Origin of the sequence: Atopobium sp. (genome assembly GCF_034113385.1) — a bacterium.
Lineage (GTDB): Bacteria > Actinomycetota > Coriobacteriia > Coriobacteriales > Atopobiaceae > Atopobium.
Window position 1 is genome coordinate 72,218 of record NZ_JAXEXL010000011.1, and the last position, 21,214, is coordinate 93,431.

Below are 21,214 nucleotides of genomic sequence, written 5' to 3' on the forward strand. Positions count from 1 at the left end.
GCATGTGGCGGCTGCTACAATGTGAGCAGTCAAACAAAGGATTACAATGGCTTCTTCTGATCAAACAGCACCGCTTATCTCGGTATTGGTGCCTATCTATAATGTAGAACGCTATCTTGAGGAATGCTTGGATTCCTTGCGTGCTCAGACCTTGAGCGAATTTGAAGTTTTGTGCATCAATGATGGCTCTACAGATGGCTCGCGTGCTCTTATCCAGCGCTATGTAGCTATGGATGCTCGATTTAAGCTTATCGATAAACCCAATTCTGGGTATGGCGCCTCTATGAATCAAGGTCTTGAGGCTGCAACTGGCACTTATATTGCTGTTTTGGAATCGGATGATATGTTTGCCCCGCAAGCGCTTGAGCTTCTCTACCAGGCACTGAGCACTTCTAAGGCACCTGTTGCAAAAGCAAATTTTACCCTGTATTGGTCTGAGCCTCAAAAACGGACAGAATCCTTTGATGTAGTTGGTTCGTTTGCAGGTAAAACATTTTGTCCTTCTTGTGAGGGTCATGAAATCTTTTATCAAAAGCCATCCATTTGGAGTGCGCTGTATAGTCGTGCATTTTTGGATGAGAACCACATTCGTTTTTTAGAGACTCCCGGAGCTTCGTATCAAGATGCCTCTTTTAGTTTTAAGGTATTTGCTGCGGCATCGCGGGTGAGCTGTATTGCGGATGAGGTGTTGTTGTATCGGCAGGATAATGAAGCTTCTTCCGTTAATGCACCTGGCAAAGTATTTTGTGTATGTGATGAATACACAGAGATGCAAACGTGGCTGGCGCACCGTCCTGAGCTGGAGGTACGTCTTAAGAGCGTTCTGGCACGCATGAGGCTCAATACCTATCTATGGAACTATAATCGCCTGTCGCCTGAGTTGCGCAAAGAGTTTTTTCCAACCATGCGTGCCGATTTACAAGCAGACTTTGATCAGCATATTTTTGATGAGCACGATTTGGGCTTAATTCGTACGGCAGAATTAAACACGCTTTTGTATAACCCCAAACGCTTTATGTCTGCCTGGCAACACGGTGAACCTAAGCCTGGTCGTTGGAATGCACTTAAGCATGTATATGCTCTTGGTGGTTTGCAACTGTTACTGTTTTTAGTGGGCAAAAAGTTTAAGGGATATCTATCGTATGGCAAAGCTTAGCATCATAGTTCCCATGTATAACGTTCAAGCATATCTGCCAGAATGCTTAGATTCACTGCTTGCACAAACGTTTACAGACATAGAGATTATCTGTGTAAATGATGGCTCTCCTGATGATTCTTATGCAATTGCACAGGACTATGCCAAGCGCGATACACGCTTTATGCTTATCGATAAACCCAATGGCGGGCTTTCGAGTGCTCGTAATGCAGGTATTTTGGCTGCTCATGCTCCATACGTTTGCTTTTTAGATGCAGATGATCGTTTTAAACCACAAACCTGTGAGCGTATAGTGCAAGAACTTGATGCCAACCATGCGGATGTGCTGGTCTTTGGTGGGGAAGCGCTCCAACATTCTGAGTCCTATGCGTGGTTGGAAGACGTGTTGTCTCCGCGTAACGTCATATACCATACGTGTACACCAGAGTTACTCTTTACTGAGGCAGTTAAACCGTTTTCTTGGCGTCTTGCTTGCAAACGAGCATTCTTGTGTGAACAGCAGATTTTATTTAATGAGCAGGTTCGCTATGGAGAAGACCAGATATTTGCATTTGAGCTTTTTTCTCAGTCTAGAACAACACAACTCATTTCTGACAAATTGTATGAGTACCGCATTATACATAAGACGTCTTTGCTCAACACTATGTTGCAGGATACAACAGCTTTGCTGCTTGAGCACATTAAGCTGCAACAGATTATTTTTGATTCCTGGAAAGATAGGGGCATACTACAAACGTATGCGAGCTATCAGCTTGAGTGGCTTATGGAGTTTTACTTGTTTGACGCGCTATCTCTTGATACACAAGATTTCTTGACGGTATGGGAAGCAGCACGCAAGCAACTACATGACAATTTTGAACGCCAGCACATTACAACCGCGCGGCTCAGACATGCATCAAAAACGATATTGTTAGCCTGTTATGATGGCAAGCCGCTGTCAGCTAATCAGCGCAAACTGCTTAAATTGCGCTATTTACTAGCAAAGCGTGGAGTCAGAGGTATTGTAAAAAGAATTCTTCGTGGACGGGCAAAAGTTCATAGCTAGACTCAAGGCCTATGGTATAGTGCTCTCAGACCTTTAAGTGTGGTACGAGATACCCACAAGGCGCACTACAAGATTCATATGCCTTTCTTGGATGTCTCGTGTCGCATGACGGCAGGGACATCTTTTTTTGAAAGGGGTCATATGGAGCAGCAGGCTAAGGCAATTCTCATGGATGAGGCTGCCATGAACCGCGCACTTACCCGTATTGCACATGAGATTTTGGAGCGCAATGAAGGTGCATCTCATCTTGCTTTGGTAGGTATTGTGCGTCGCGGCGTATTTTTGGCTGAGCGTTTAGCTGATCAGATTGAGAAGATTGAAGGCACCCGTCCCCAAACGGGGTCGCTAGACATCAGCTTTTATCGCGATGATGTAACAAGAACCATAGCTCCCGTACTTCATGCAACAAACATTTCTTTTGATGTCGATGATATTGATGTCGTGCTGGTAGATGATGTGCTCTACACCGGTCGTACCGTTCGCTCGGCGCTCGATGCGTTGATGGATTTGGGTCGTCCACGTACGGTTCAATTGGCAGTCATGGTAGACCGTGGTCATCGTGAACTTCCTATTCGCGCAGATTACGTTGGCAAAAACGTGCCCTCTTCTCATGAGGAGGACGTACGTGTGCAAATTACCCCATTTGATGACGAAAACTCCGTTGGCATTTGGGATATTCCATCCAAGCAAAACTAGGAGGTGCTTGCCAAGATGCTTTCTGTCAAACACTTAATCGACACCAACAGCTTGACCGCCGATGACATTACACAAATCCTTGATACTGCAGCCTCGTTTGAGCAGGTAAATAGCCGTGCTATTAAGAAAGTTCCCGCCTTGCGTGGCCGTACCATCGTAAACTTGTTCCTTGAGCCTTCCACGCGTACGCGCAGTTCTTTTGAGCTGGCCGAGAAGCGCCTGAGTGCAGACGCGCTTAATATGGGTGGTTCTACGAGTTCTGTTGTAAAGGGCGAGAGCCTCGCGGATACCATTCAGACTATCGACGCTATGAATGTAGACATGTTTATTTGCCGTGCTAAATTAGCGGGCACCCCTCAAAAAATTGCCGAGAATACCGATGCAGTTGTTATTAACGCGGGCGATGGTAAACATCAGCACCCCACGCAAGCCATGCTTGATCTGTACACCATTCGCAAGAACTTTGGCCACCTTGATGGTCTTAAAGTGGCTATTGTAGGCGACCTTAAACACAGTCGCGTGTGTGGCTCGCTTGCTCCTGCGCTCAAAACTATGGGTGCAGACGTTACGCTGGTGGCACCTCCAACCTTCCAGGTAGATGACCCACAATGGTTTGGCTGCCCCCAAACATCCAACCTTGATGACGTGCTTGAGGATATGGATGTCGTATACATGCTGCGCGTTCAGCTCGAGCGTATGGAAGGAGCTGCCATTCCTTCTCGTCGTGAGTACAACCGCCTGTATGGATTGGATGATGCGCGCGAGAAACGCATGAAGCCTGGCGCAATCGTGTGCCATCCTGGCCCCATGAACCGCGGCATGGAAATTAATACTGAGGTTGCTGACTGTGCTCGTTCAAGGATTTTAGATCAGGTAAATGCTGGTGTTTTAACGCGCATGGCCGAGATGTACCTGCTTTTGGGAGGAGAAAATAATGGCGTTTCTGCTTAAGGCTGCCCACGTTGTAGATCCTGCAGCTCAGCTGGATGAGGTCTGTGATGTTTTGATTGAAGGCACCACTATTGCTGAGGTTGGTCAAAACTTATCCGCTCCCGAAGGCACTCAAATCATTGATGCTACGGGTAAGTATTTGGTTCCCGGTCTCGTAGATATGCACGTTCACTTCCGCGATCCTGGCTTTGAGTACAAAGAGACTATCGAAACCGGTTCTCGCGCTGCTGTTCATGGTGGTTTTACAGATGTAGCAACTATGCCCAATACAGATCCCATTACGGATTCTGGTGCCGAAATTCGTTACCAAATCGACCGTGCTCGTGAGGCGGGATATGCTCATGTGCGTCCTTTGGGATCACTTACACGGGGCGAGAAAGGCGAGGCTCTTGCAGAGATTGGCGACATGGTCATGGAAGGTGCCTGTGGCTTCTCTGATGATGGTCACGGTGTTCAATCTGCTGGTATGATGCGCACCTGCATGGAGTATGTCTCCCAATTTGATCGCGTAGCTATTGCGCACTGTGAAGATGAGTCTTTATCTTCTCACGGTGTCATAAATGAAGGTCTTGCTTCTACGCGCCTGGGTATGTTTGGCTGGCCTGCCTTAGGTGAGGAGCTGGAAATATATCGTGATATTGAGCTGTGCCGCCTAACGGGTTGTCCGTTGCATATTGCTCATATCTCTACTAAAAAAGGCTTGGATTTAGTCCGTGTTGCAAAAGCAGATGGTCTGCCGGTAACCTGTGAGGTTACACCTCATCACCTCTTTTTATGTGAGGATGATATTACCGATGCGTACAACACTAACCTCAAGATGAATCCACCTTTGCGCCTTGCTACTGATGCAGCAGCACTTCGTGAAGGTCTTCTCGATGGCTCTATTGACTGCGTGGTTACCGACCATGCTCCTCATGCAGCTCACGAGAAGGACTGCGAGTGGGAGATTGCATTCTTTGGCATGATTGGCTTGGAAACCTCGCTGCCACTTATGCTTACCAACATGGTGCTTCCTGGCAAGATGAGCTGGTCTAAGTTGGTAGAAGTCATGTCAATTAATCCTCGTCAGATTTTGCGCCTAGACCCTGTGAGCATTGCCAAGGGGAGTGTGGCAGATGTGACACTCATAGATCCCATGCAAAGCCGTGTTATTACTAAGGAATACTTCGAGTCAAAATCTAAGAACTCTGCTTTCCTTGGTGAGGAACTGACGGGCTTTGCTTGTGAGGTATTTGTTGCAGGAAAGCATGTGGTTGCCAACGGTAACGTTGCCTAATGCGTAGGTATATCGCCTCTTTAGCATGGTATCTTTGCTAAAGAGGCGGTTTATAAGGAAGGAGTTGCGTTTATGAGAGCACGTTCGCGCACTCAGCTCCATGAGTTTATCGTGGTAGAAAACGCACCGGTAGCCGCTGGTCTTCATAGGATAGTAATCAAAGCAGACAAGCTTGCTCATACGATTATCCCTGGTCAGTTTGTAAACATTGCTGTTCCAGGAGACCCTTCGCATATTGTACGTATTCCTCTTTCGTACAGTGCTTCAGACCCTCAGGCCGGTACTATAGAAATCGTATATGCTCTGGTAGGAGAGGGCACTCGTCGTCTTGCTTCCATGAAGCCTGGTGATGGCTCTAATCTTGTTGGCGCAAGCGGTAATGGCTGGCAGATTCATGATGACGATACGCGCGTGCTGCTGGTAGCAGGTGGCGTAGGAGTTACGCCTCTTATTGGTTTGGCGCGTGAGCTTGCTGATTCAAATACCGTTTTTGACATGGTTATTGGCGCTCAAACCAAAGATCGTTTGTGGGGTTCAGACCAGGCGCATGCAGCAGGTGCTGCGCAAGTTGTTATTACGACAGATGATGGCAGCTGTGGTCTTAAAGGGTTTACGACAGATGGTATGAAGCAGCTCCTTGCAACTCATTCATATGATCGAGTTTTTACCTGCGGTCCACAAATTATGATGAAGGGGATTGCTCAGGTAGCGCTTGAGCATGCTATTCCCTGTGAAGTATCTCTTGAGCGCATGATGACCTGTGGTTTTGGTGCCTGTCATGTCTGTAATGTGGCTATGGTTGGCGGCAGCTATAAGCGCTGTTGCACTGAAGGTCCCGTATTTGATGCAACTGAGGTGGTGTGGTAATGCAGTCTGCTCATACTCAGGTAGATATGTCCGTAACTTTTGCGGGTATGTCTATGAAAAATCCTATCAATACGGCTTCTGGTACGTATGGACAGGGCTATCAGTTTGAGGCATTTTATCCCGTCTCTACCTTAGGTGCCATTACTACTAAGGGTTGCTCGGCAGATCCTTGGGAAGGCAACCCAACGCCTCGCACAGCAGAGATTACCAGTGCAATTATTAATTCTGTTGGCTTGGAAAATCCTGGCGTAGAGGGCTTTGTAAAGTCGTACGGTACCTATCTTACTAACCTTGGCAGCAAGAATACACGCATTATTGTGCAAGCCGTAGGGCATACCCTTGATGAATACATTGCATCTGTAGAGAAGTACGAGCAGCTTGCTCCCTTTGCGGATGCTATTGAACTTAATGTGAGCTGCCCTAATGTTTCTGCTGGTGGTGCAGCTATGGGTGGCACTCCTGAGGGGGCAGCTGCGGTGGTACGTGCGGTACGTAATCGCACTTCCAAACCGCTTATCATAAAGATGGCGCCCGTTAATGTGGGAGAAATTGCTCGCGCGCTGGAAGATGCTGGTGCTGACGGTTTGTCTTTAATCAATTCCATTCCCGGCATGGCCATTAACGTGCATACTCGTAAGAGCAGGCTTTCTAGGCCTACTGCAGGTATTTCTGGCCCTGCTATCCATAACATTGCAGTTCGTATGGTGTGGGAGGCTTACAAGGCTTGTAAGCTGCCCTTGTGCGGTATTGGCGGTATTTCTACTGGCGAAGATGCGGCCGAGTTTATCTTGGCTGGCGCTACTGCGATTTCTGTTGGTACGGCAAATCTTGTTGATCCCTGTTCAGCACCACGCATTCTGTCTGAGCTGACCACCTGGGCAGCTTCGCAGGGTGTCTCGCATATTACCGAGTTGATTGGAGCTTTTGAATGCTAACTGCTTCCGAGCGCATAATCGTAGCACTTGACTGTGGGCAAGAAGAGGCAATGAGCCTCGCTCAGCGCCTACAAGGTCATGCTCAGTGGGTGAAGGTTGGCATGACCTTGTACTATGCTTGCGGACCAAAAATTGTTCAAGCAATGCATGATGCTGGTCTTAAGGTATTTCTCGATCTAAAACTGCATGACATTCCTCATCAGATTAGGGGTGCAGCTGAGGCTGCCTCTTATGCGGGGGCAGATATTCTGTCTATTCATGGTCTTGGCTCAGCTGCTATGATCGCTGCAGCTCGAGAAGGTGTACAAGCTGCTGCTTCAGACCGAGAAGAGCGCACTAAGTTGGTATCTATTACGGTGCTTACCAGCATGAATCAAGAATCACTCGCTTCTATTGGCATTGAATGCTCTCTTGAAGAAGAAGTGCAGCGTCTTGCTGCTCTTGCGTGCGCTCATGGTTCGGATGGCATTGTGTGCTCACCTCAAGAAGCTGCCGCCATGCGCCAACTACTGGGGCCTGACGCACTTATCGTTACTCCGGGTGTTCGTCCTGTGGGAGCTGCTTTGGGCGATCAGCAGCGTGTTGCAACACCGGCTCAGGCAATCGCAGACGGTGCATCTATGATTGTGGTTGGACGTCCCATTACTCAGGCGCATGACCCCGTAGGAGCCTTTGATGCTATCGTTGAGGAGCTAAAAAAGACCAATTAGTGAGAAAATTTGCCAAAAGTGTGCAAAAATACCTGTTAGTTGTGTAAAGTGAGTGGTACTAGACTATAGTTTATGCACTCAAGGGTTGATTTTAATGCCTTGTATTGCCAAACTATGTTCTCGTTGACGTGTCAAAGCGCGTTTTTGTGCAGTTTGCATAACGATATATAAGATGTTTTGTGTTTGGAGGAAAAATGGCTCTCCCTAACCTCACCCCAGAGCAGCGTAAGGCCGCTCTCGAGAAGGCAGCTGCTGCCCGTCACGCTCGTGCAGAGCTTCGTGAGAAGATTAAGAATGGCGAGGTTGCCCTCGATAGCGTTCTTAACTCTGATGATCCCATCGCTAGCCGTCTGAAGGTCTCTGCTCTTATTGAGTCCCTTCCTGGCTACGGCAAGGCAAAGGCTGCTAAGGTCATGGCCGAGCTTGGTATCTCTGACTCTCGTCGTGTAAAGGGTTTGGGTGCTCGTCAGCGCGAGCAGCTCCTTGAGGCTCTTTCCAAGTAAGTGTCGGCGAATCCAAAACTTTTCGTCGTATCGGGACCGTCGGGTGCAGGTAAAGGCACTCTGCTTGCAAGGTTGCGTGCAGAGCGTCAGGACCTGGGCCTGACGGTTTCAGCAACTACACGCAGTCCGCGTGACGGCGAAAAAGACGGCATTTCTTATCACTTTCTTTCCGAGGCGCAGTTTGATGCCGGAATTGCTGCAGGTGATTTTTTGGAGTGGGCAGAGGTGCATGGCCATAAATATGGCACTCCAAAATCTGAGGTAGATGCTTGTTTGGCAGCTGGTCAGTCCGTTATCTTAGAAATAGATGTTCAGGGCGCGCTTATTGTTAAACAGCGCTATCCAAAGGCAGTACTCATTTTTATTGAACCTCCTTCACGAGAGGTTCTTGAGCAACGTTTGCGCAATCGGAAAACAGAAGACGAAGCTTCCATTAAGCTTCGTATGGCAAATGCAAACAAAGAGCTTGCGCTTGCCCCCCAATACGACGTACGTGTCGTAAACGATGAGCTTGAGGTGGCAGTAAAAGACCTAGGTGCCATCATTAAGCAATACGAAATGATGTAAGGAGTGTGCTCAATGTCCGTCATTAAGCCACAGATTAACGATCTTCTCGATAAAACCGAGAATAACCCCTTCTTGCTGTGCTCTATCGCATCAAAGCGCGCTTGTGACATTAACGATATGCTTCGTGGTCAACATTTGCGTGTTACCGCTGTTCAGGCCATAGATGACATCACCGTTATTGCATCCGGTAAGGATTCTATTGGCATTGCTATGTCCGAGATTTCCGATGGCACCCTCAGCTTTGTAAAGGATGCTTTTGATGAGGATATTAAGGGCGCAAACAGCAAATATGACAAGATTGACTAGTACAAGCATATGATTTCTCGCGTTTGTCTTGTTCATTATCATGAGATTGGTTTAAAAGGTAAAAACCGTTCTCGTTTTGAAAATCAACTTGTTGTAAATCTGCAGCATGCACTGAGTGCGTTTCCTGTGGCGGATATTACAAGGATTTCAGGACATATACTGGTATCTGTAACAGATGATTCTTGTGTGCACAAGCTTGCTCATACAGCTTCTTTGGTGCCAGGAATCGCTCGTGTTTCTCTTGCTTTAAGAACTGCTCAGCGTGAAGAAGAGTTTTGTGCTGCTGCAGTTCAGGCGTTGGGTGAAGCAGGGGAGTTTGCAAGCTTTAAGGTACACGCTCATCGTGCTGCCACTAATTATCCCTTGCATACGCTGGAACTTAACAGGCTTGTTGGGTCTGTTTTGTGCGAGGCGTTTCCTTCTAAAAAAGTTGATGTGCATAACCCTGACGTAACGGTGTACGTAAACGTGGTTCAGGGTGATGTATTTGTCTATGCTGCCTCATTGGTTGGTGTGGGCGGTTTACCTGTTGGTACAGCAGGCAAGGTTGTCTCTTTGCTGTCAAGCGGTATTGACTCTCCGGTAGCTACGTGGATGGTTGGTCGTCGCGGCGCTACCGTTATTCCTATTCATTTTTCTGGTCGTCCTATGACAGCAGATACAAGTGAGTATCTCTGCCAAGATATTGTTGAAAAGCTTCGTCCATCTGGCATTATTGGTCGTATGTATGTAGTGCCTTTTGGTGAGGTTCAGCGTGAGATTTCTTTGGCGGTACCACAGGGACTTCGTATCATCATGTATCGGCGCATGATGTTTCAGATTGCTGAGCGTATTGCTCGCATTGAGGGCGCGCAAGCACTCGTTACAGGTGAGTCTTTGGGACAAGTTGCTTCTCAAACGTTGGAAAACATCACAGCTGTTAATGAGGCGGTAGAGATTCCTATTTTTCGTCCTTTGATTGGTACGGATAAACAGGAAATTATCAAGCGTGCGCAGCAGATTGGTACGTTTGAGATTTCCAGTCAAACTGCACCGGATTGTTGTACGTTGTTTATGCCGCGTCGTCCAGAGACGCATGCTCGTCTTAAAGAAGTGCATGCGGCATGGGAGCAGTTTGATCACGAAGCCTGTATAGAAAAGCTTCTTAATGAGCTTGAGTATCTTGATGTCGAAGGTTGTCCTTTCTACAGGCCTCCCAAGTTCATGCGTACGTATCACACTACTCTTGGCCCCGCAAAGTCAAGTCCTGTAGAAGAGTAGTTTATTAGAGCAGGTATTATGCCTGTTTGATTGTCTATACAACCTCTGTTTGAGCTTTGTTAGAGTAGTGACAGCTCATGCAGAGGTTTTTTCATACGCTCTTGGGTTTGTGTCAGAGGTCTTCCACACTTAAGACAAGGAGGCACTATGGCACAAATTCAACCGAGTCGCATTGCACGCAAGCTCTCTGTTTTACAACGTAGATATCGCCTAACAAAACCCAAGCTTATTGCATTAGGTATAGCTGCTCTTGTCCTTCTTGGGGGAATGGGTAGTGTTATAGTGCGTTCTTGGCCAGGTGGTTTTTTGCTTGGTCAATCAAAAGCGCAATCTGCCCAAACTATCGAAGCGAGTCATTTACAAAAATTGGCGGCTCAATCAGATGCGAGCTCTGATGCAGTCACACAAGCGTCAACAGCGCAAGCTCAAACGTTAGATGCTGTACAGTCCGTAGTAGTTCATGTAGATGGGGCAGTGGCACATCCTGGTGTATATACGCTTACACAAGCTAAACCACGCATTCGTGATGCCGTAGATCTTGCGGGAGGAATAGTAGAAGGGGCAGATACGTCTACTATTAACTTAGCTGCTCTTGTGAAAGACGGAAGCAAGGTATATATCCCAAAACAAGGAGAAGCAGCTGTTGTGGAACAGGCTGCTTCAGGTGGGTCTTGTGCTGGCGCAACGAGTGGGGACGTACAAGCAGATAGCGCAAGCTCTGGTGAGCGTATCAATATTAATACGGCAACAGAACAAGAGCTTATGAGTCTTCCTGGTGTAGGAAAATCTACAGCTCAAGCCATTATTGATGACCGCAGAACAAACGGTGTATTTACAAGCACAGAAGACCTTATGCGCGTGTCTGGTATTGGCAATAAAAAGTTTGCAAAACTGCAAGGAAAGATTCGTGTATAAGGAAGTTGAGCTTCCCTATAAACCTTATGTGCCAGAAAGCCTGTTGGTACTGGCTTGCTGTCTGGCTATAACCGCCCTCATTGTGATGGGATGTTTTTCTGTTCTTGTGCAAATTGGTGCAGTTGTAGTTTGTAGTATGAGCACAATTGCGTTGTGTCGTTTAAGGAGCAGAAGTAAAACCCAAAGTATCGTATGTGTGAGTCTGATTGTTGCATGTGCTCTGAGTGGTGGTATACATCAGCAGCAATTTGTAGATACCGCACAAGCACTACAACACGTTGCACCCTCAGCTTGCAAGTATGAACTGCTTAGCGATAGTACTCAGACGCGCTTTGGGTGGAAAGCCCGTGCACTGTGCATATATAGGAGCGCTGAGCATCCCACACAAACCTTACGCGCACAGGTGTGGCTTTCCAGCAAAGAGCCTTTGCAGTATGGAAAAGTTATACAGCTGGTAGGGCGCTATAAGAAAAATGCATCTGATCAATCTGGACAGCACAATGCTGCGCGTGGCATTTGTGGAACGGTACAGGTTGTACACGTGACACACACGTCGCATCAAGAAAACATTCGAGGAGCTGTTATTGCAGGTCGAGAAAAGCTGTTAGGTCGTATCAGCCCAGATGTACGTGCATCACGAGCGATTTTAGCCGGATGTATCTGTGGATACAAAACGGGGCTTTCGAGCTTTGGTATTTCTCAAAGTCTGGCAAGTTGTGGACTCGCTCATATGGTGGCCGTATCTGGTGCTCACCTTACGCTTGTAGCGCATATTTTAATGGGGTGTATAGGCAAAACATCGCTTAAGCCTGCATGGCGAATGGGAATTGTAATAGCGGTAACAGGTTTGTTTGTAGTATTGTGTGGCTGCTCAGCCTCTGCAATACGTGCATGGCTTATGTCTATAACAACGCAGACATCAGTGTTGTTGGGTAGACGTCCTTACGCACTTTCTGCTCTTTGTGTCTGTGGCATAGCTATGCTGATGATAGAACCATTTTTAGTGGTGGACCTTGGTTTTTTACTGTCAGTAAGTTCGGTTATGGGCTTGTGTCTGTTTAATTCTTATGGCACCTATATTGGAAAGCTTATACTGCCTCAATTGAGTATATCGTTGCCTAAGGTTGTGCACAAATGCATGCGCGTTGTACAGCCTATTCAAGAATCGATGAGCTCATCTGCAGTAACTTCTTGTGCTGCCTTGGTAAGCACGCTCCCTCTTGTTGTACAGATATTTGGGAAGTTGCCCCTCGTAGGTCCACTCTCTAACTGCGTGATTGGACCACTCTTTGTGCTTTTTATCATGCTTGGTGTCATTGCAGCACCTTTTTTATTTGTGCCTTTGTTGGGAGATTGGCTGCTTGCACTATTAGATGTACTAGGAGAAGGCATCTTGTTGTTGTCGGGATGGTTTTCTCGTCTTCCGCTTGCGTGCATTACGCTTGATGCTTCCAGTTGGTGGTTGAGTGTTATTGTAGTGGCTGTACTCGTGCTGGTAGCACTTGTGTGGCCACGCTTATCTGCTCGGGCTGTTCGCAGTTGCATTGCTGGGCTGCTTTGTCTTTTTGTGCTGTGGTTTGTGCGCGTGCGGTATTTTGCTCCTCCTCGTGTCGTGGTATGTGATGTGGGGCAAGGCGATGCAATTGTGTTTCAGGATGGTCCGCATGCATTGCTGGTGGATACAGGGCCTAAGGGAGCCATCATGCAGGCTTTAGGTCGTAACCATGTTGTGCATTTAGATGGGATACTACTTACTCACTTGCATGATGATCACATTGGTGGCATGGAAGAGTTGTCCCATAGCATCTATGCACAGCAGGTATTTGTGGGCAATGGGGTAAAACCTTCCATTTCTCCAGAGTTGGAGCAGTATATTCGCAAAATAACGGGTACTGACGCACAGGAACTTATGTATGGGGCTGTAATTTCTGTTGGTCGTTTTTCTTTGCGTAGTGTTTGGCCTCATAATCCAGCGGATGGCACACACAATGCGGATTCCGTTATGTTGCTGTGTACGTATCAAGACAATGCTTACACACGCCCGTCCGTTACCATATTGCTTACTGGAGATGCCGAGAAGGACGAGTTGGAGCACGTGATACAGTCTCAGGACGTGGGAAAAATTGATGTGCTTAAAGTAGGACATCACGGTTCAGAAGTAAGCCTTACTCCAAGCCAAGCACAAAAACTAATGCCTCGCTATAGTCTTATTAGTGTTGGAGCTCACAATAAGTATGGACATCCAACACACACATGTTTGGACGCACTTTCTCAGGCTGGTTCACAGGTGTTGTGTACAAAAGATTACGGAGACCTTGAGCTGCGTCCAGACAACAGTGGGGGCTTTGCTATTATGGGAGCACATAAAGGAGGTATTGATGACTAAGATGAACAAAACAGATCTGCTTGCTGCTTACTTATTGGTAGGTTCTGATGAACTTAAGCAGCAGCGTTCAGTTGCTCGTCTGAAGCAATACCTTAATCCTGACTTTATAGATTTTAACGTGGAAGAGCATATGAGCGCCTCTACGTTAGAGCAAGAGAGTGTGCTCAATGCGCTGCAGGCACTTCCTTTTGGAGATAGCCGTAAACTTGTTATTGTGTGGGAAGCCGATAAGCTTACCAAGGATGTATCTGAGACGTTAGTAGGCTATTTAGCAGACCCTAACCCTTCCAGTGTTCTGGTTCTTATTGCACATAGCTTAGCCAAGTCAACACGTTTATATAAAGCTGTAGCAAAGATTGGGACAAAGGCTGTTATTGATTGTGCAGCTAAGAAAAAGTTTGCCCTTGCGGGTGATGTGGTAAACATTGCTCAGACATACGGTTTACACATGGACAACGCGGCTGCTCGTAGACTCATTTTTAAAGTGGGCGAGTCAACAGTCATGCTAGATAATCAGCTTGCTTCATTGGCTGCACGTTTTGGTGCAGGAGCTGCTATTCACGTCTCAGATGTAGATGCTTATGTGGCACAAATCGCAGAAGTGAGCCCTTGGGAGTTTTTAGATGTTCTTTGTAACAGGGATTTTGCTCGGTCTATGGAGTTGTTCCAAGCAATGAAATCCAATGGCTATGTACCGCTTCAGATGTATATTACAACGTGTTTGCGTGAACTCATTTGTGTAAAAGCATTGCAGGCACGTGGTACAGCAGCACATATTGCTTCTGAACTTGGTAAGCAAGATTGGCAGATAAAAAACTATCCGGGTTTTGCTCGTAAGTTTGCCCCAGGCGAGCTTGAGAAGCTTCTTAAAAAGAGCAAAGAACTTGAGTGGACGCTTAAAAATTCAAGCGAGAAAGACACTGCGTTTATCCAGTTTATTGTCGCTGTTTGTGGCAAATAAACGCAAGAACTACACCAATGTATACCAGGTATAGTGCGCAAGGTATATCGCTTTCAGAGTGGGCTTATTTATAAAAAGACCTCGCCAGCACGCGAGGTCTTACACACAAAGATTACTAAGAAAAGCGCTTAGTTATGCAATGGTATTAGCAAGTTTAGCAACGCCGCTCTTACGCTTTGCTGCCTGGTTCTTGTGGATAATACCCTTGGAAGCTGCCTTATCCAGGAGCTTTCCTGCATGCTGAACTGCTGCCTGAGCTGCTGCAGCGTCATTTGCCTCTACGGCAAGGCGGACGTTTTTAACTGCAGTCTTGAGCTCGGAACGGACTGCCTTGTTGCGAATACGAGCCTTCTCGGCAGTCTTGATGCGCTTCTTCTGAGACTTAATGTTTGCCACGTGTGTTTCCTTTCAAAAATAATCTCTGTGAGGCCTCTGACGTTGAGACACGGTGAGGTCAACAAGGAAGTATAGCATGAATGGAGTGGTATACGCTATTATCTCTACTATGACTACATTTGACACCTTACATATCCGCAACTTCTCTGTTGTGGCACACATCGATCACGGTAAATCAACGATTTCTGACCGTATTTTGGAACTTACCCATACGGTTGAGGAACGTGACATGGAACAGCAGTTGCTTGATTCCATGGATATTGAGCGTGAGCGTGGTATTACCATCAAATCCAACGCCGTTCGCGTGGTGTATGAGGCTCGTGATGGACAAAAGTACCAGTTTAATCTTATTGACACACCTGGCCATGTTGACTTCACCTATGAAGTATCTCGTTCGCTGGCTGCCTGTGAGGGAGCCGTCTTGGTTGTTGATGCAACTCAGGGCGTCGAGGCACAAACCGTGTCTAATGCCACGCTTGCCATGAATGCCAACTTGGATATCGTTCCTGCTATTAACAAGATTGACCTTCCGAGTGCACATCCAGAAGAGGTTAAGATAGAAATAGAGGAGGAACTGGCAATCCCAGCTGAAGATGCCGTCTGTGTTTCTGGCAAGACAGGTGAGGGCATCCAAGATCTTCTCGAAAGCATTGTGTATTTGGTTTCTCCTCCTACGGGTGATTCACAGGCACCGCTTAAGGCATTGATTTTAGATTCATATTTTGATGAGTATCGCGGTGTTGTTGCTACGGTGCGCATCTTTGATGGCGTGCTTAAGGCTGGTCAAAAGCTTAAACTCATGGCTGTGGGGGAGAACTTTATCTGTGATGGCGTTGGCTGTAAGCGCCCCGTTGAGGTGAGTTTGCCCCAGCTTGGCGTGGGTGAGGTTGGTTTTGTTGTTACTGGTCTTAAGGACCCCGCTTTGGTTAAGACGGGCGATACCATTACCTTGGCAGACAACCCGTGTGCAGAACCATGCTCAGGGTATCATGAAGCCAAGCCTATGGTGTATACAGGCCTGTTCCCCGTGGATAACAAGCAGTATGAAAACTTGCGCGATGCTCTCGAGAAACTTAAGGTAAACGACCCATCCCTTACCTGGACGCCCGAGACTTCTGTGGCATTGGGTTTTGGTTTCCGCGTTGGTTTTTTGGGCCTGCTCCATATGGAAGTGGTTAAGGAGCGCCTTGAGCGTGAGTTTGACCTATCGTTAATTGCCACATCGCCCTCAGTGAGCTATCGGGTGTATCTAACAGATGGTGAGCAGATTTCTATTACCAGTCCGCAGGAGTTACCTGAGCCTACGCGCATTGACCATATTGATGAGCCATATCTTAAGGCAAAAGTTATTGTTCCGCCTGACTACATGGGTGCCGTTATGCAGCTTGCGGTAGAACATCGTGGCGCTATGCAAGACATGGTGTATCTGACCGAGAAAAGCGTGGAGATGCACTTTGACATTCCGTTGGCAGAGCTGATTTTGGACTTTTTTGACCAGCTTAAGAGTCGCACTAAGGGATACGCATCACTGGATTATGAGTTTGGTGATTACCGTGCGTCTGACCTGGTTAAGCTTGATATCTTACTTTCTGGTGAGGTTGTGGATGCCTTGTCGTTTATCGTGCATAAAGACAAAGCCTATGACATGGGACGTTCTTTATGTGACAAACTCAAAGAAATTATTCCACGTCAGCAATTTGAAGTTCCTATTCAGGGCGCTATTGGTAACAAAATTATTAGTCGCTCAACCGTAAAAGCTATGCGTAAGGATGTTCTTGCTAAATGCTATGGCGGCGATATTTCGCGTAAACGCAAGCTGTTAGAAAAGCAAAAAGAGGGCAAAAAGCGCATGAAGCAAATTGGTTCGGTTGAAGTTCCGCAAGAGGCGTTTCTTGCGGTGCTCAAGGTGGACGACGAGTAATGGAGTTATCCGTATCTGAGCTGCTACAAACCTATGGACCTTCTGCGGGTTTATCGCCCACGCTTGCTCCAGCACCAAGCGATACCTCATTTGCACAGCGCTTGTCGCACAACCCATTTTTGATGGCACCTATGGCTGGCGTGTCGGATGCGGCATATCGCATTATGGCTCGTGCTGGTGGTGCTGCATGGGCAGTCAGTGAAATGGTTTCTGTTGCTGGTCTTCATTATGGTGGCGAGAAAACCTGGGAGCTTGCTCTTCCACATGATGCTGAGCCAGATATGGTGGTGCAGCTCTTTGGCAGCAAGCCAGAGCAGTTTGCCGAGGCAGCTGTTGCCATAACAGAACGCTTAGGTAAGCGCTTGAGTGCCCTTGATGTGAACATGGCCTGTCCGGTACCTAAAGTAACACGCAAAGGTGAAGGTTCTGCCTTGTTGAATGAGCCTCAGCGTGCTGGAGCAATCATTAAAAGTATTACACGCAACACAACGGTTCCTGTTACGGCAAAAATTCGTATTGGGCGTACACCTAATGCCATTGTAGGCCCTGAGTTTGCACGCAGACTAGAAGATGCTGGTATTGCTGCTCTTGCGGTGCACGGGCGCACGGCTTCACAGATGTATCGTGGGTCGTCTCATCTGGAGCATGTATGTGAAGTTGCCCAGGCAGTGTCCATTCCGGTTATTGGATCGGGAGACATGCTAACACCCGAAGCAGCAGCATATGTGGTTACCCAAACGCCCTGCGCAGCAGTCTATATTGCACGCGGCAGCTATGGTAATCCTTGGCTGTTTGGTGATGCTGCGTCGCTGTTGTGCGGCAAGGCTCCTGCCAAGCACGCCATAACTCAGCGCCTTAACGCATTTGACTTGCATGTTCGTTTATTGGTGGCAACTGGTGCACATCTGGCCCGCGCGCGTAGCCTTGCTGGCTGGTATTTACGCAGCATTCCGCAGGCAGCACTATGGCGTCAAAAAGCTGTTGGATGCGTTACTCCGCAGGATTACTATGAGCTTATAGCTGAAGTAAAATATGAGTTTTTGGCTCATGGACTTGATGAGCATGAGCACGTCCGCGGGTGATTATATGAGCATACCCAGTGGATTTGTCCACGATTATTCTGAAGATATGCCACGTGCGCTTTATGTACATATTCCGTTTTGTGCAAAGCGTTGCCAGTATTGTGATTTTGCCACTTGGGCAACAGTGCGCACTGATACCCTTATGGCAAACTACGTTGACAGCCTCATACACTCACTGCATCAGCTTGCTTCGGTAGGGTTGCTCACCAGCATTCAGACAGTTTATCTTGGCGGTGGTACTCCTTCACTTTTAGGCGAGAAGCTCGTGCATCTTGTCAAAGAGATTGGTCAACTCTGTGCGCCTGTAGAGTTTAGTTGTGAGGCTAATCCTGAGTCATTTTCACAAAGCCTTGCTCAAGATTTAGCTGTTTGTGGTGTTACTCGCATTTCTTTGGGTGTGCAGTCTTTGGTAGACCAAGAGCTTGAGGCCTTGGGTCGAGTTCATTCTGCTCAAACAGCCCATCAGGCTCTTACTTTTGCCAAACAAGCTGGCCTTGATGTATCGGCAGATTTAATGTGTGGCATTCCGCTTCAAACGCATCAAAGCTGGGAGTATTCCATCAATCAGCTTCTTAACTGCGGTGTAGATCATCTGAGTATCTATCCGCTTATGATTGAAGAACATACACCGTTTTGGAAGCAGTATCAAAATGGACTACTTGCTTTGCCCGACGATGATGTACAGGCACAGATGATGTGCTTTGCCCAAAATATGTTGCAACAACAGGGATTTTCTCGCTATGAAGTGGCTAGTTATGCACGTCCAAACAAACAATGTCAGCATAATTTGGCCTACTGGTCTGGTGTGTCATATCTTGCTTTAGGTGCTTCAGGTTCTGCCATGCTTTCCAAACAGGCATATGAAGCTTTTTGTAAGCTTGTGCCGCATATGCCACAACTCGATGCTGATATTTCGCGAGTGCGATATACGATTTCTAGCACGCATAGGCAGGTGGCAACTGCACAGTGTTTGGCGCAGCTTTCCTATAGTTTGGAACTTCTTACTGATCGTCAGGCTGCTGCAGAGGATTTAATGTTGGCTGCACGCACAAGCTATGGTATTACACCTGTGCTCTATGCACGCGCTTGTGCCGCACTGGGCCGCTTGAAGTTAGATGCAGCGCTTAATCAAGCACGGCGTATGGGGTTGTTAGAACAGCGGGCATATTGCCAATGGACACCAACTCAACAAGGGTGGCTGTTGGGAAATGAGCTCTATGGCCTGCTGTGGGATTTAGCGCAGAAGCCTGTTGCATCAATGCAGATAGCTGGCATAAGTAACGGCTAATGTATCCTACTGCAAAAACTCGGGAAATTGCTGCTTAAGTTGTGCGGCAGGCAACGGCGTAGTAAGCAGGGTAAAGTTACCGTTATGTGCCTGAATAAGCCCTACAGCTGCATTAGACGTTTTGGTTGTGCGACTTTTCCATCCCCGTGTAAGCGTATCAGCTTCCATAAACTCCCAAATAAGGTAGCGCACCAAAGCGCCATGAGCGACAACAAGAATCTTATCTCCATCGGAAGCGTCGCGATACATCTGCTCAAAGATACGACGAATACGCCTGCGAACATCATTGCGCTTCTCGCCACCAAAGCGAGAAAAGTCTTGCATAAGATAACTGCTTATAAATTTGAATTGGTTGTTCTTATACGGTTTGCCATCGAGGGAACCAAAATCAAATTCACGTAAGTCTTCAGCAAGCTGTAGTTGTACCGCATGGTTGTGCAGCACGATGCGTGCGGTATCTTGTGCGCGCTTAAGCGGTGAACAATAACAGGCAGCAAAATGCACGTCTTTAAGGGCATCAGCGGTATCGTGAATGAGGTATAGGTACTCATCTACCAGCGCAGAATCAACGTTTCCACCTTGAATAATGCGCTTACAATTAAACTCGGTTTTGCCATGGCGCATATAATAAAAGGTAACAGTCTTATCTGTTGGGTTGGTAGATGTTGGAGATATTGGGGACATACTTGCTCTTCTCTGCCGCTCAATGCGTTCATAGGATAGGTGCTTGCGCGTTTATTGTTTGTACTATGCCACAGGAATGCTTAAGATGCATGCATGATGGATATAATCTCGCACGTATGAAGTATTGTAGGTTACAAGTAGGTCATAAAAAACCTTGGGGATAGGATTTTAGCCTTGGCTTCTATGAATGAGAAGGACTATTACGATATTTTGGGTGTCTCGCCTCATGCAAGTGTGGATGAGATTCGCAAGACATTCCAACAAAAGGCTCGTAAACTGCATCCTGATGTCAATAAAGCTCCCGATGCGGAAGAGAAGTTCAAAGAGCTTTCAGAGGCATATGCGGTGCTTTCTGATGAGTCTAAGCGCAGGCGTTATGATGCCATGCGCTCAGGTAGTCCTTTTGCCTCTTCGGGTAATTGGAATCCTTCTACTCCTGGCGATGTAGACTTTGGCGGTTGGCCGTTTGGTGGCTGGGGCTCTCCCTTTGGCACTTCTCCTTTTGGAGGAGCTGGTTCTGCCAAAGCGAGGACGCGTGCACGTGCCTATAACCCCAAAGCAGGTGCTGATGTGGTGTATCAAATAGATTTTGATGCAGATACAGCCAAAAAAGGTACGCGGCGCGGCATAACCTATAACCATTTTGCTAGCTGCAGTGTTTGTGCTGGTAAAGGGTCGGTACATACCGGTCATGCTCAAACCTGTCCCACCTGTAATGGCACTGGCCACATAAGTGTTGATCTTATGAGTGTGCTGGGCTTTGGTGAAGTACAAATGGTTTGCCCTGAATGTGAAGGCACGGGTAAGGTTGTAGCAGATCCTTGTGAGGCCTGTGGTGGCTCTGGTCGCGTGCTTACTGCGAGTGAGATTGTGGTTGATATTCCTGCTAATTCACATAATGGTGATGTCATTCGTTTGGCTGGCAAAGGCAATGCGGGCACAAATGGTTCTGCTGCTGGTGACTTTGTGTTGAGAGTTGGCGTTCCTAGCGAACGTTTGGATCCCTTGCAAGCTTTTGGCTTTAGACTGGTAGGTATTACCCTGCCATTTTTTGCCTATGGTGTTGTTGCAAGAACACTGTTAGGCTTTAGTTTTACCTTCTCAATTCCTCTATTTATAGGCTTGTACCTTGTGTTTTCTCGTGGCGTTATAGGCAGGCGTGGTACCTGGTGGAAAAACGCTTTGCGTTACTTAGGTGATGGCTTTGCAAATGGCTTAATTATCACTTTGTTCTTGGTGGCAATGGTATCATGCATTTCCGGTGGGCGTTTTTAGCTTCCAAGAGTTTCTGAACTCAAATATAGTGTGA

Annotated in this window: 21 protein-coding genes; 19 read left to right on the forward strand and 2 right to left on the reverse strand. The window is 47.2% G+C overall.

What is annotated here, in order from left to right; genetic code table 11:
• The first annotated feature begins 46 nt into the window (after positions 1 to 46).
• The 15 genes from SPD80_RS02890 to holA all read left to right on the forward strand — a co-directional run bounded on the left by SPD80_RS02890 (position 47) and on the right by holA (position 14,534).
• Complete coding sequence (locus SPD80_RS02890) at positions 47 to 1,156, forward strand: glycosyltransferase family 2 protein (RefSeq protein ID WP_320828426.1); 1,110 nt, start codon at positions 47 to 49, stop codon at positions 1,154 to 1,156.
• Positions 1,143 to 2,201, forward strand: coding sequence for a glycosyltransferase family 2 protein (locus SPD80_RS02895; RefSeq protein ID WP_320828428.1), 1,059 nt, complete (start codon positions 1,143 to 1,145; stop codon positions 2,199 to 2,201). The genes SPD80_RS02890 and SPD80_RS02895 overlap by 14 nt, the downstream gene beginning before the upstream one ends.
• Positions 2,202 to 2,342: 141 nt before the next feature.
• On the forward strand, positions 2,343 to 2,897 hold the full coding sequence (gene pyrR / locus SPD80_RS02900; protein WP_320828429.1) for a bifunctional pyr operon transcriptional regulator/uracil phosphoribosyltransferase PyrR: 555 nt from the start codon (positions 2,343 to 2,345) through the stop codon (positions 2,895 to 2,897).
• A 15-nt stretch (positions 2,898 to 2,912) separates the two neighbouring features.
• On the forward strand, positions 2,913 to 3,848 hold the full coding sequence (locus SPD80_RS02905) for an aspartate carbamoyltransferase catalytic subunit (protein ID WP_320604121.1): 936 nt from the start codon (positions 2,913 to 2,915) through the stop codon (positions 3,846 to 3,848).
• Positions 3,832 to 5,124 (forward strand): dihydroorotase, encoded by a 1,293-nt coding sequence (locus tag SPD80_RS02910; protein WP_320828431.1) that lies wholly within the window; start codon positions 3,832 to 3,834, stop codon positions 5,122 to 5,124. Before SPD80_RS02905 ends, SPD80_RS02910 begins: the two co-directional genes overlap by 17 nt.
• 72 nt (positions 5,125 to 5,196) lie before the next feature.
• Entirely contained in the window at positions 5,197 to 5,991 is a 795-nt protein-coding gene (locus SPD80_RS02915; protein WP_320604117.1) for a dihydroorotate dehydrogenase electron transfer subunit, read from the forward strand.
• Entirely contained in the window at positions 5,991 to 6,926 is a 936-nt protein-coding gene (locus SPD80_RS02920; protein ID WP_320604115.1) for a dihydroorotate dehydrogenase, read from the forward strand. The genes SPD80_RS02915 and SPD80_RS02920 overlap by 1 nt, the downstream gene beginning before the upstream one ends.
• Entirely contained in the window at positions 6,920 to 7,636 is a 717-nt protein-coding gene (gene pyrF, locus SPD80_RS02925) for an orotidine-5'-phosphate decarboxylase (RefSeq protein ID WP_320604113.1), read from the forward strand. The genes SPD80_RS02920 and pyrF overlap by 7 nt, the downstream gene beginning before the upstream one ends.
• 194 nt (positions 7,637 to 7,830) lie before the next feature.
• Positions 7,831 to 8,139 carry an integration host factor, actinobacterial type gene (mihF, locus tag SPD80_RS02930; RefSeq protein WP_320604111.1) on the forward strand — a complete coding sequence of 103 codons (309 nt, stop codon included), beginning with the start codon at positions 7,831 to 7,833 and terminating at the stop codon, positions 8,137 to 8,139.
• Positions 8,140 to 8,706 (forward strand): guanylate kinase, encoded by a 567-nt coding sequence (gmk, locus tag SPD80_RS02935; protein ID WP_320604109.1) that lies wholly within the window; start codon positions 8,140 to 8,142, stop codon positions 8,704 to 8,706. It begins immediately after the preceding gene.
• Positions 8,707 to 8,718: 12 nt separating this feature from the next.
• A complete protein-coding gene (locus SPD80_RS02940; protein WP_320604107.1) occupies positions 8,719 to 9,012 on the forward strand; it encodes a DNA-directed RNA polymerase subunit omega in 294 nt (97 codons plus the stop codon).
• A 9-nt stretch (positions 9,013 to 9,021) separates the two neighbouring features.
• The gene (gene thiI / locus SPD80_RS02945; RefSeq protein WP_320604105.1) at positions 9,022 to 10,272 is read left to right on the forward strand and encodes a tRNA uracil 4-sulfurtransferase ThiI; all 1,251 of its coding nucleotides are present in this window, start codon (positions 9,022 to 9,024) and stop codon (positions 10,270 to 10,272) included.
• A 147-nt stretch (positions 10,273 to 10,419) separates the two neighbouring features.
• Entirely contained in the window at positions 10,420 to 11,187 is a 768-nt protein-coding gene (locus SPD80_RS02950; protein ID WP_320828433.1) for a ComEA family DNA-binding protein, read from the forward strand.
• Positions 11,180 to 13,573 carry a ComEC/Rec2 family competence protein gene (locus SPD80_RS02955; protein ID WP_320604101.1) on the forward strand — a complete coding sequence of 798 codons (2,394 nt, stop codon included), beginning with the start codon at positions 11,180 to 11,182 and terminating at the stop codon, positions 13,571 to 13,573. The genes SPD80_RS02950 and SPD80_RS02955 overlap by 8 nt, the downstream gene beginning before the upstream one ends.
• Positions 13,566 to 14,534 carry a DNA polymerase III subunit delta gene (holA, locus tag SPD80_RS02960; RefSeq protein WP_320604100.1) on the forward strand — a complete coding sequence of 323 codons (969 nt, stop codon included), beginning with the start codon at positions 13,566 to 13,568 and terminating at the stop codon, positions 14,532 to 14,534. The genes SPD80_RS02955 and holA overlap by 8 nt, the downstream gene beginning before the upstream one ends.
• A gap of 132 nt (positions 14,535 to 14,666) precedes the next feature.
• On the opposite strand, the gene rpsT is transcribed toward holA, so the two are convergent.
• Positions 14,667 to 14,930, reverse strand: coding sequence for a 30S ribosomal protein S20 (gene rpsT / locus SPD80_RS02965; protein WP_028264205.1), 264 nt, complete (start codon positions 14,928 to 14,930; stop codon positions 14,667 to 14,669).
• A gap of 109 nt (positions 14,931 to 15,039) precedes the next feature.
• Here rpsT and lepA point away from each other — a divergent pair, with 109 nt between their 5' ends.
• Genes lepA through hemW form a run of 3 tightly spaced genes read left to right on the forward strand, consistent with a single transcriptional unit; the run spans position 15,040 to position 19,221 of the window.
• Entirely contained in the window at positions 15,040 to 16,851 is a 1,812-nt protein-coding gene (gene lepA / locus SPD80_RS02970) for a translation elongation factor 4 (protein WP_320604143.1), read from the forward strand.
• Positions 16,851 to 17,933: a tRNA dihydrouridine synthase gene (locus tag SPD80_RS02975; RefSeq protein WP_320828435.1), complete on the forward strand. Its 1,083-nt coding sequence runs from the start codon at positions 16,851 to 16,853 to the stop codon at positions 17,931 to 17,933. The genes lepA and SPD80_RS02975 overlap by 1 nt, the downstream gene beginning before the upstream one ends.
• A 4-nt stretch (positions 17,934 to 17,937) precedes the next feature.
• A complete protein-coding gene (gene hemW, locus SPD80_RS02980; protein ID WP_320604707.1) occupies positions 17,938 to 19,221 on the forward strand; it encodes a radical SAM family heme chaperone HemW in 1,284 nt (427 codons plus the stop codon).
• A gap of 6 nt (positions 19,222 to 19,227) precedes the next feature.
• Here hemW and SPD80_RS02985 read toward each other — a convergent pair whose 3' ends face one another.
• A complete protein-coding gene (locus SPD80_RS02985; protein ID WP_320604709.1) occupies positions 19,228 to 19,905 on the reverse strand; it encodes a histidine phosphatase family protein in 678 nt (225 codons plus the stop codon).
• A 183-nt stretch (positions 19,906 to 20,088) separates the two neighbouring features.
• Here SPD80_RS02985 and SPD80_RS02990 point away from each other — a divergent pair, with 183 nt between their 5' ends.
• Positions 20,089 to 21,180, forward strand: a complete 1,092-nt coding sequence (locus SPD80_RS02990; protein WP_320604817.1) for a DnaJ domain-containing protein — start codon at positions 20,089 to 20,091, stop codon at positions 21,178 to 21,180.
• Positions 21,181 to 21,214 lie beyond the last annotated feature (34 nt).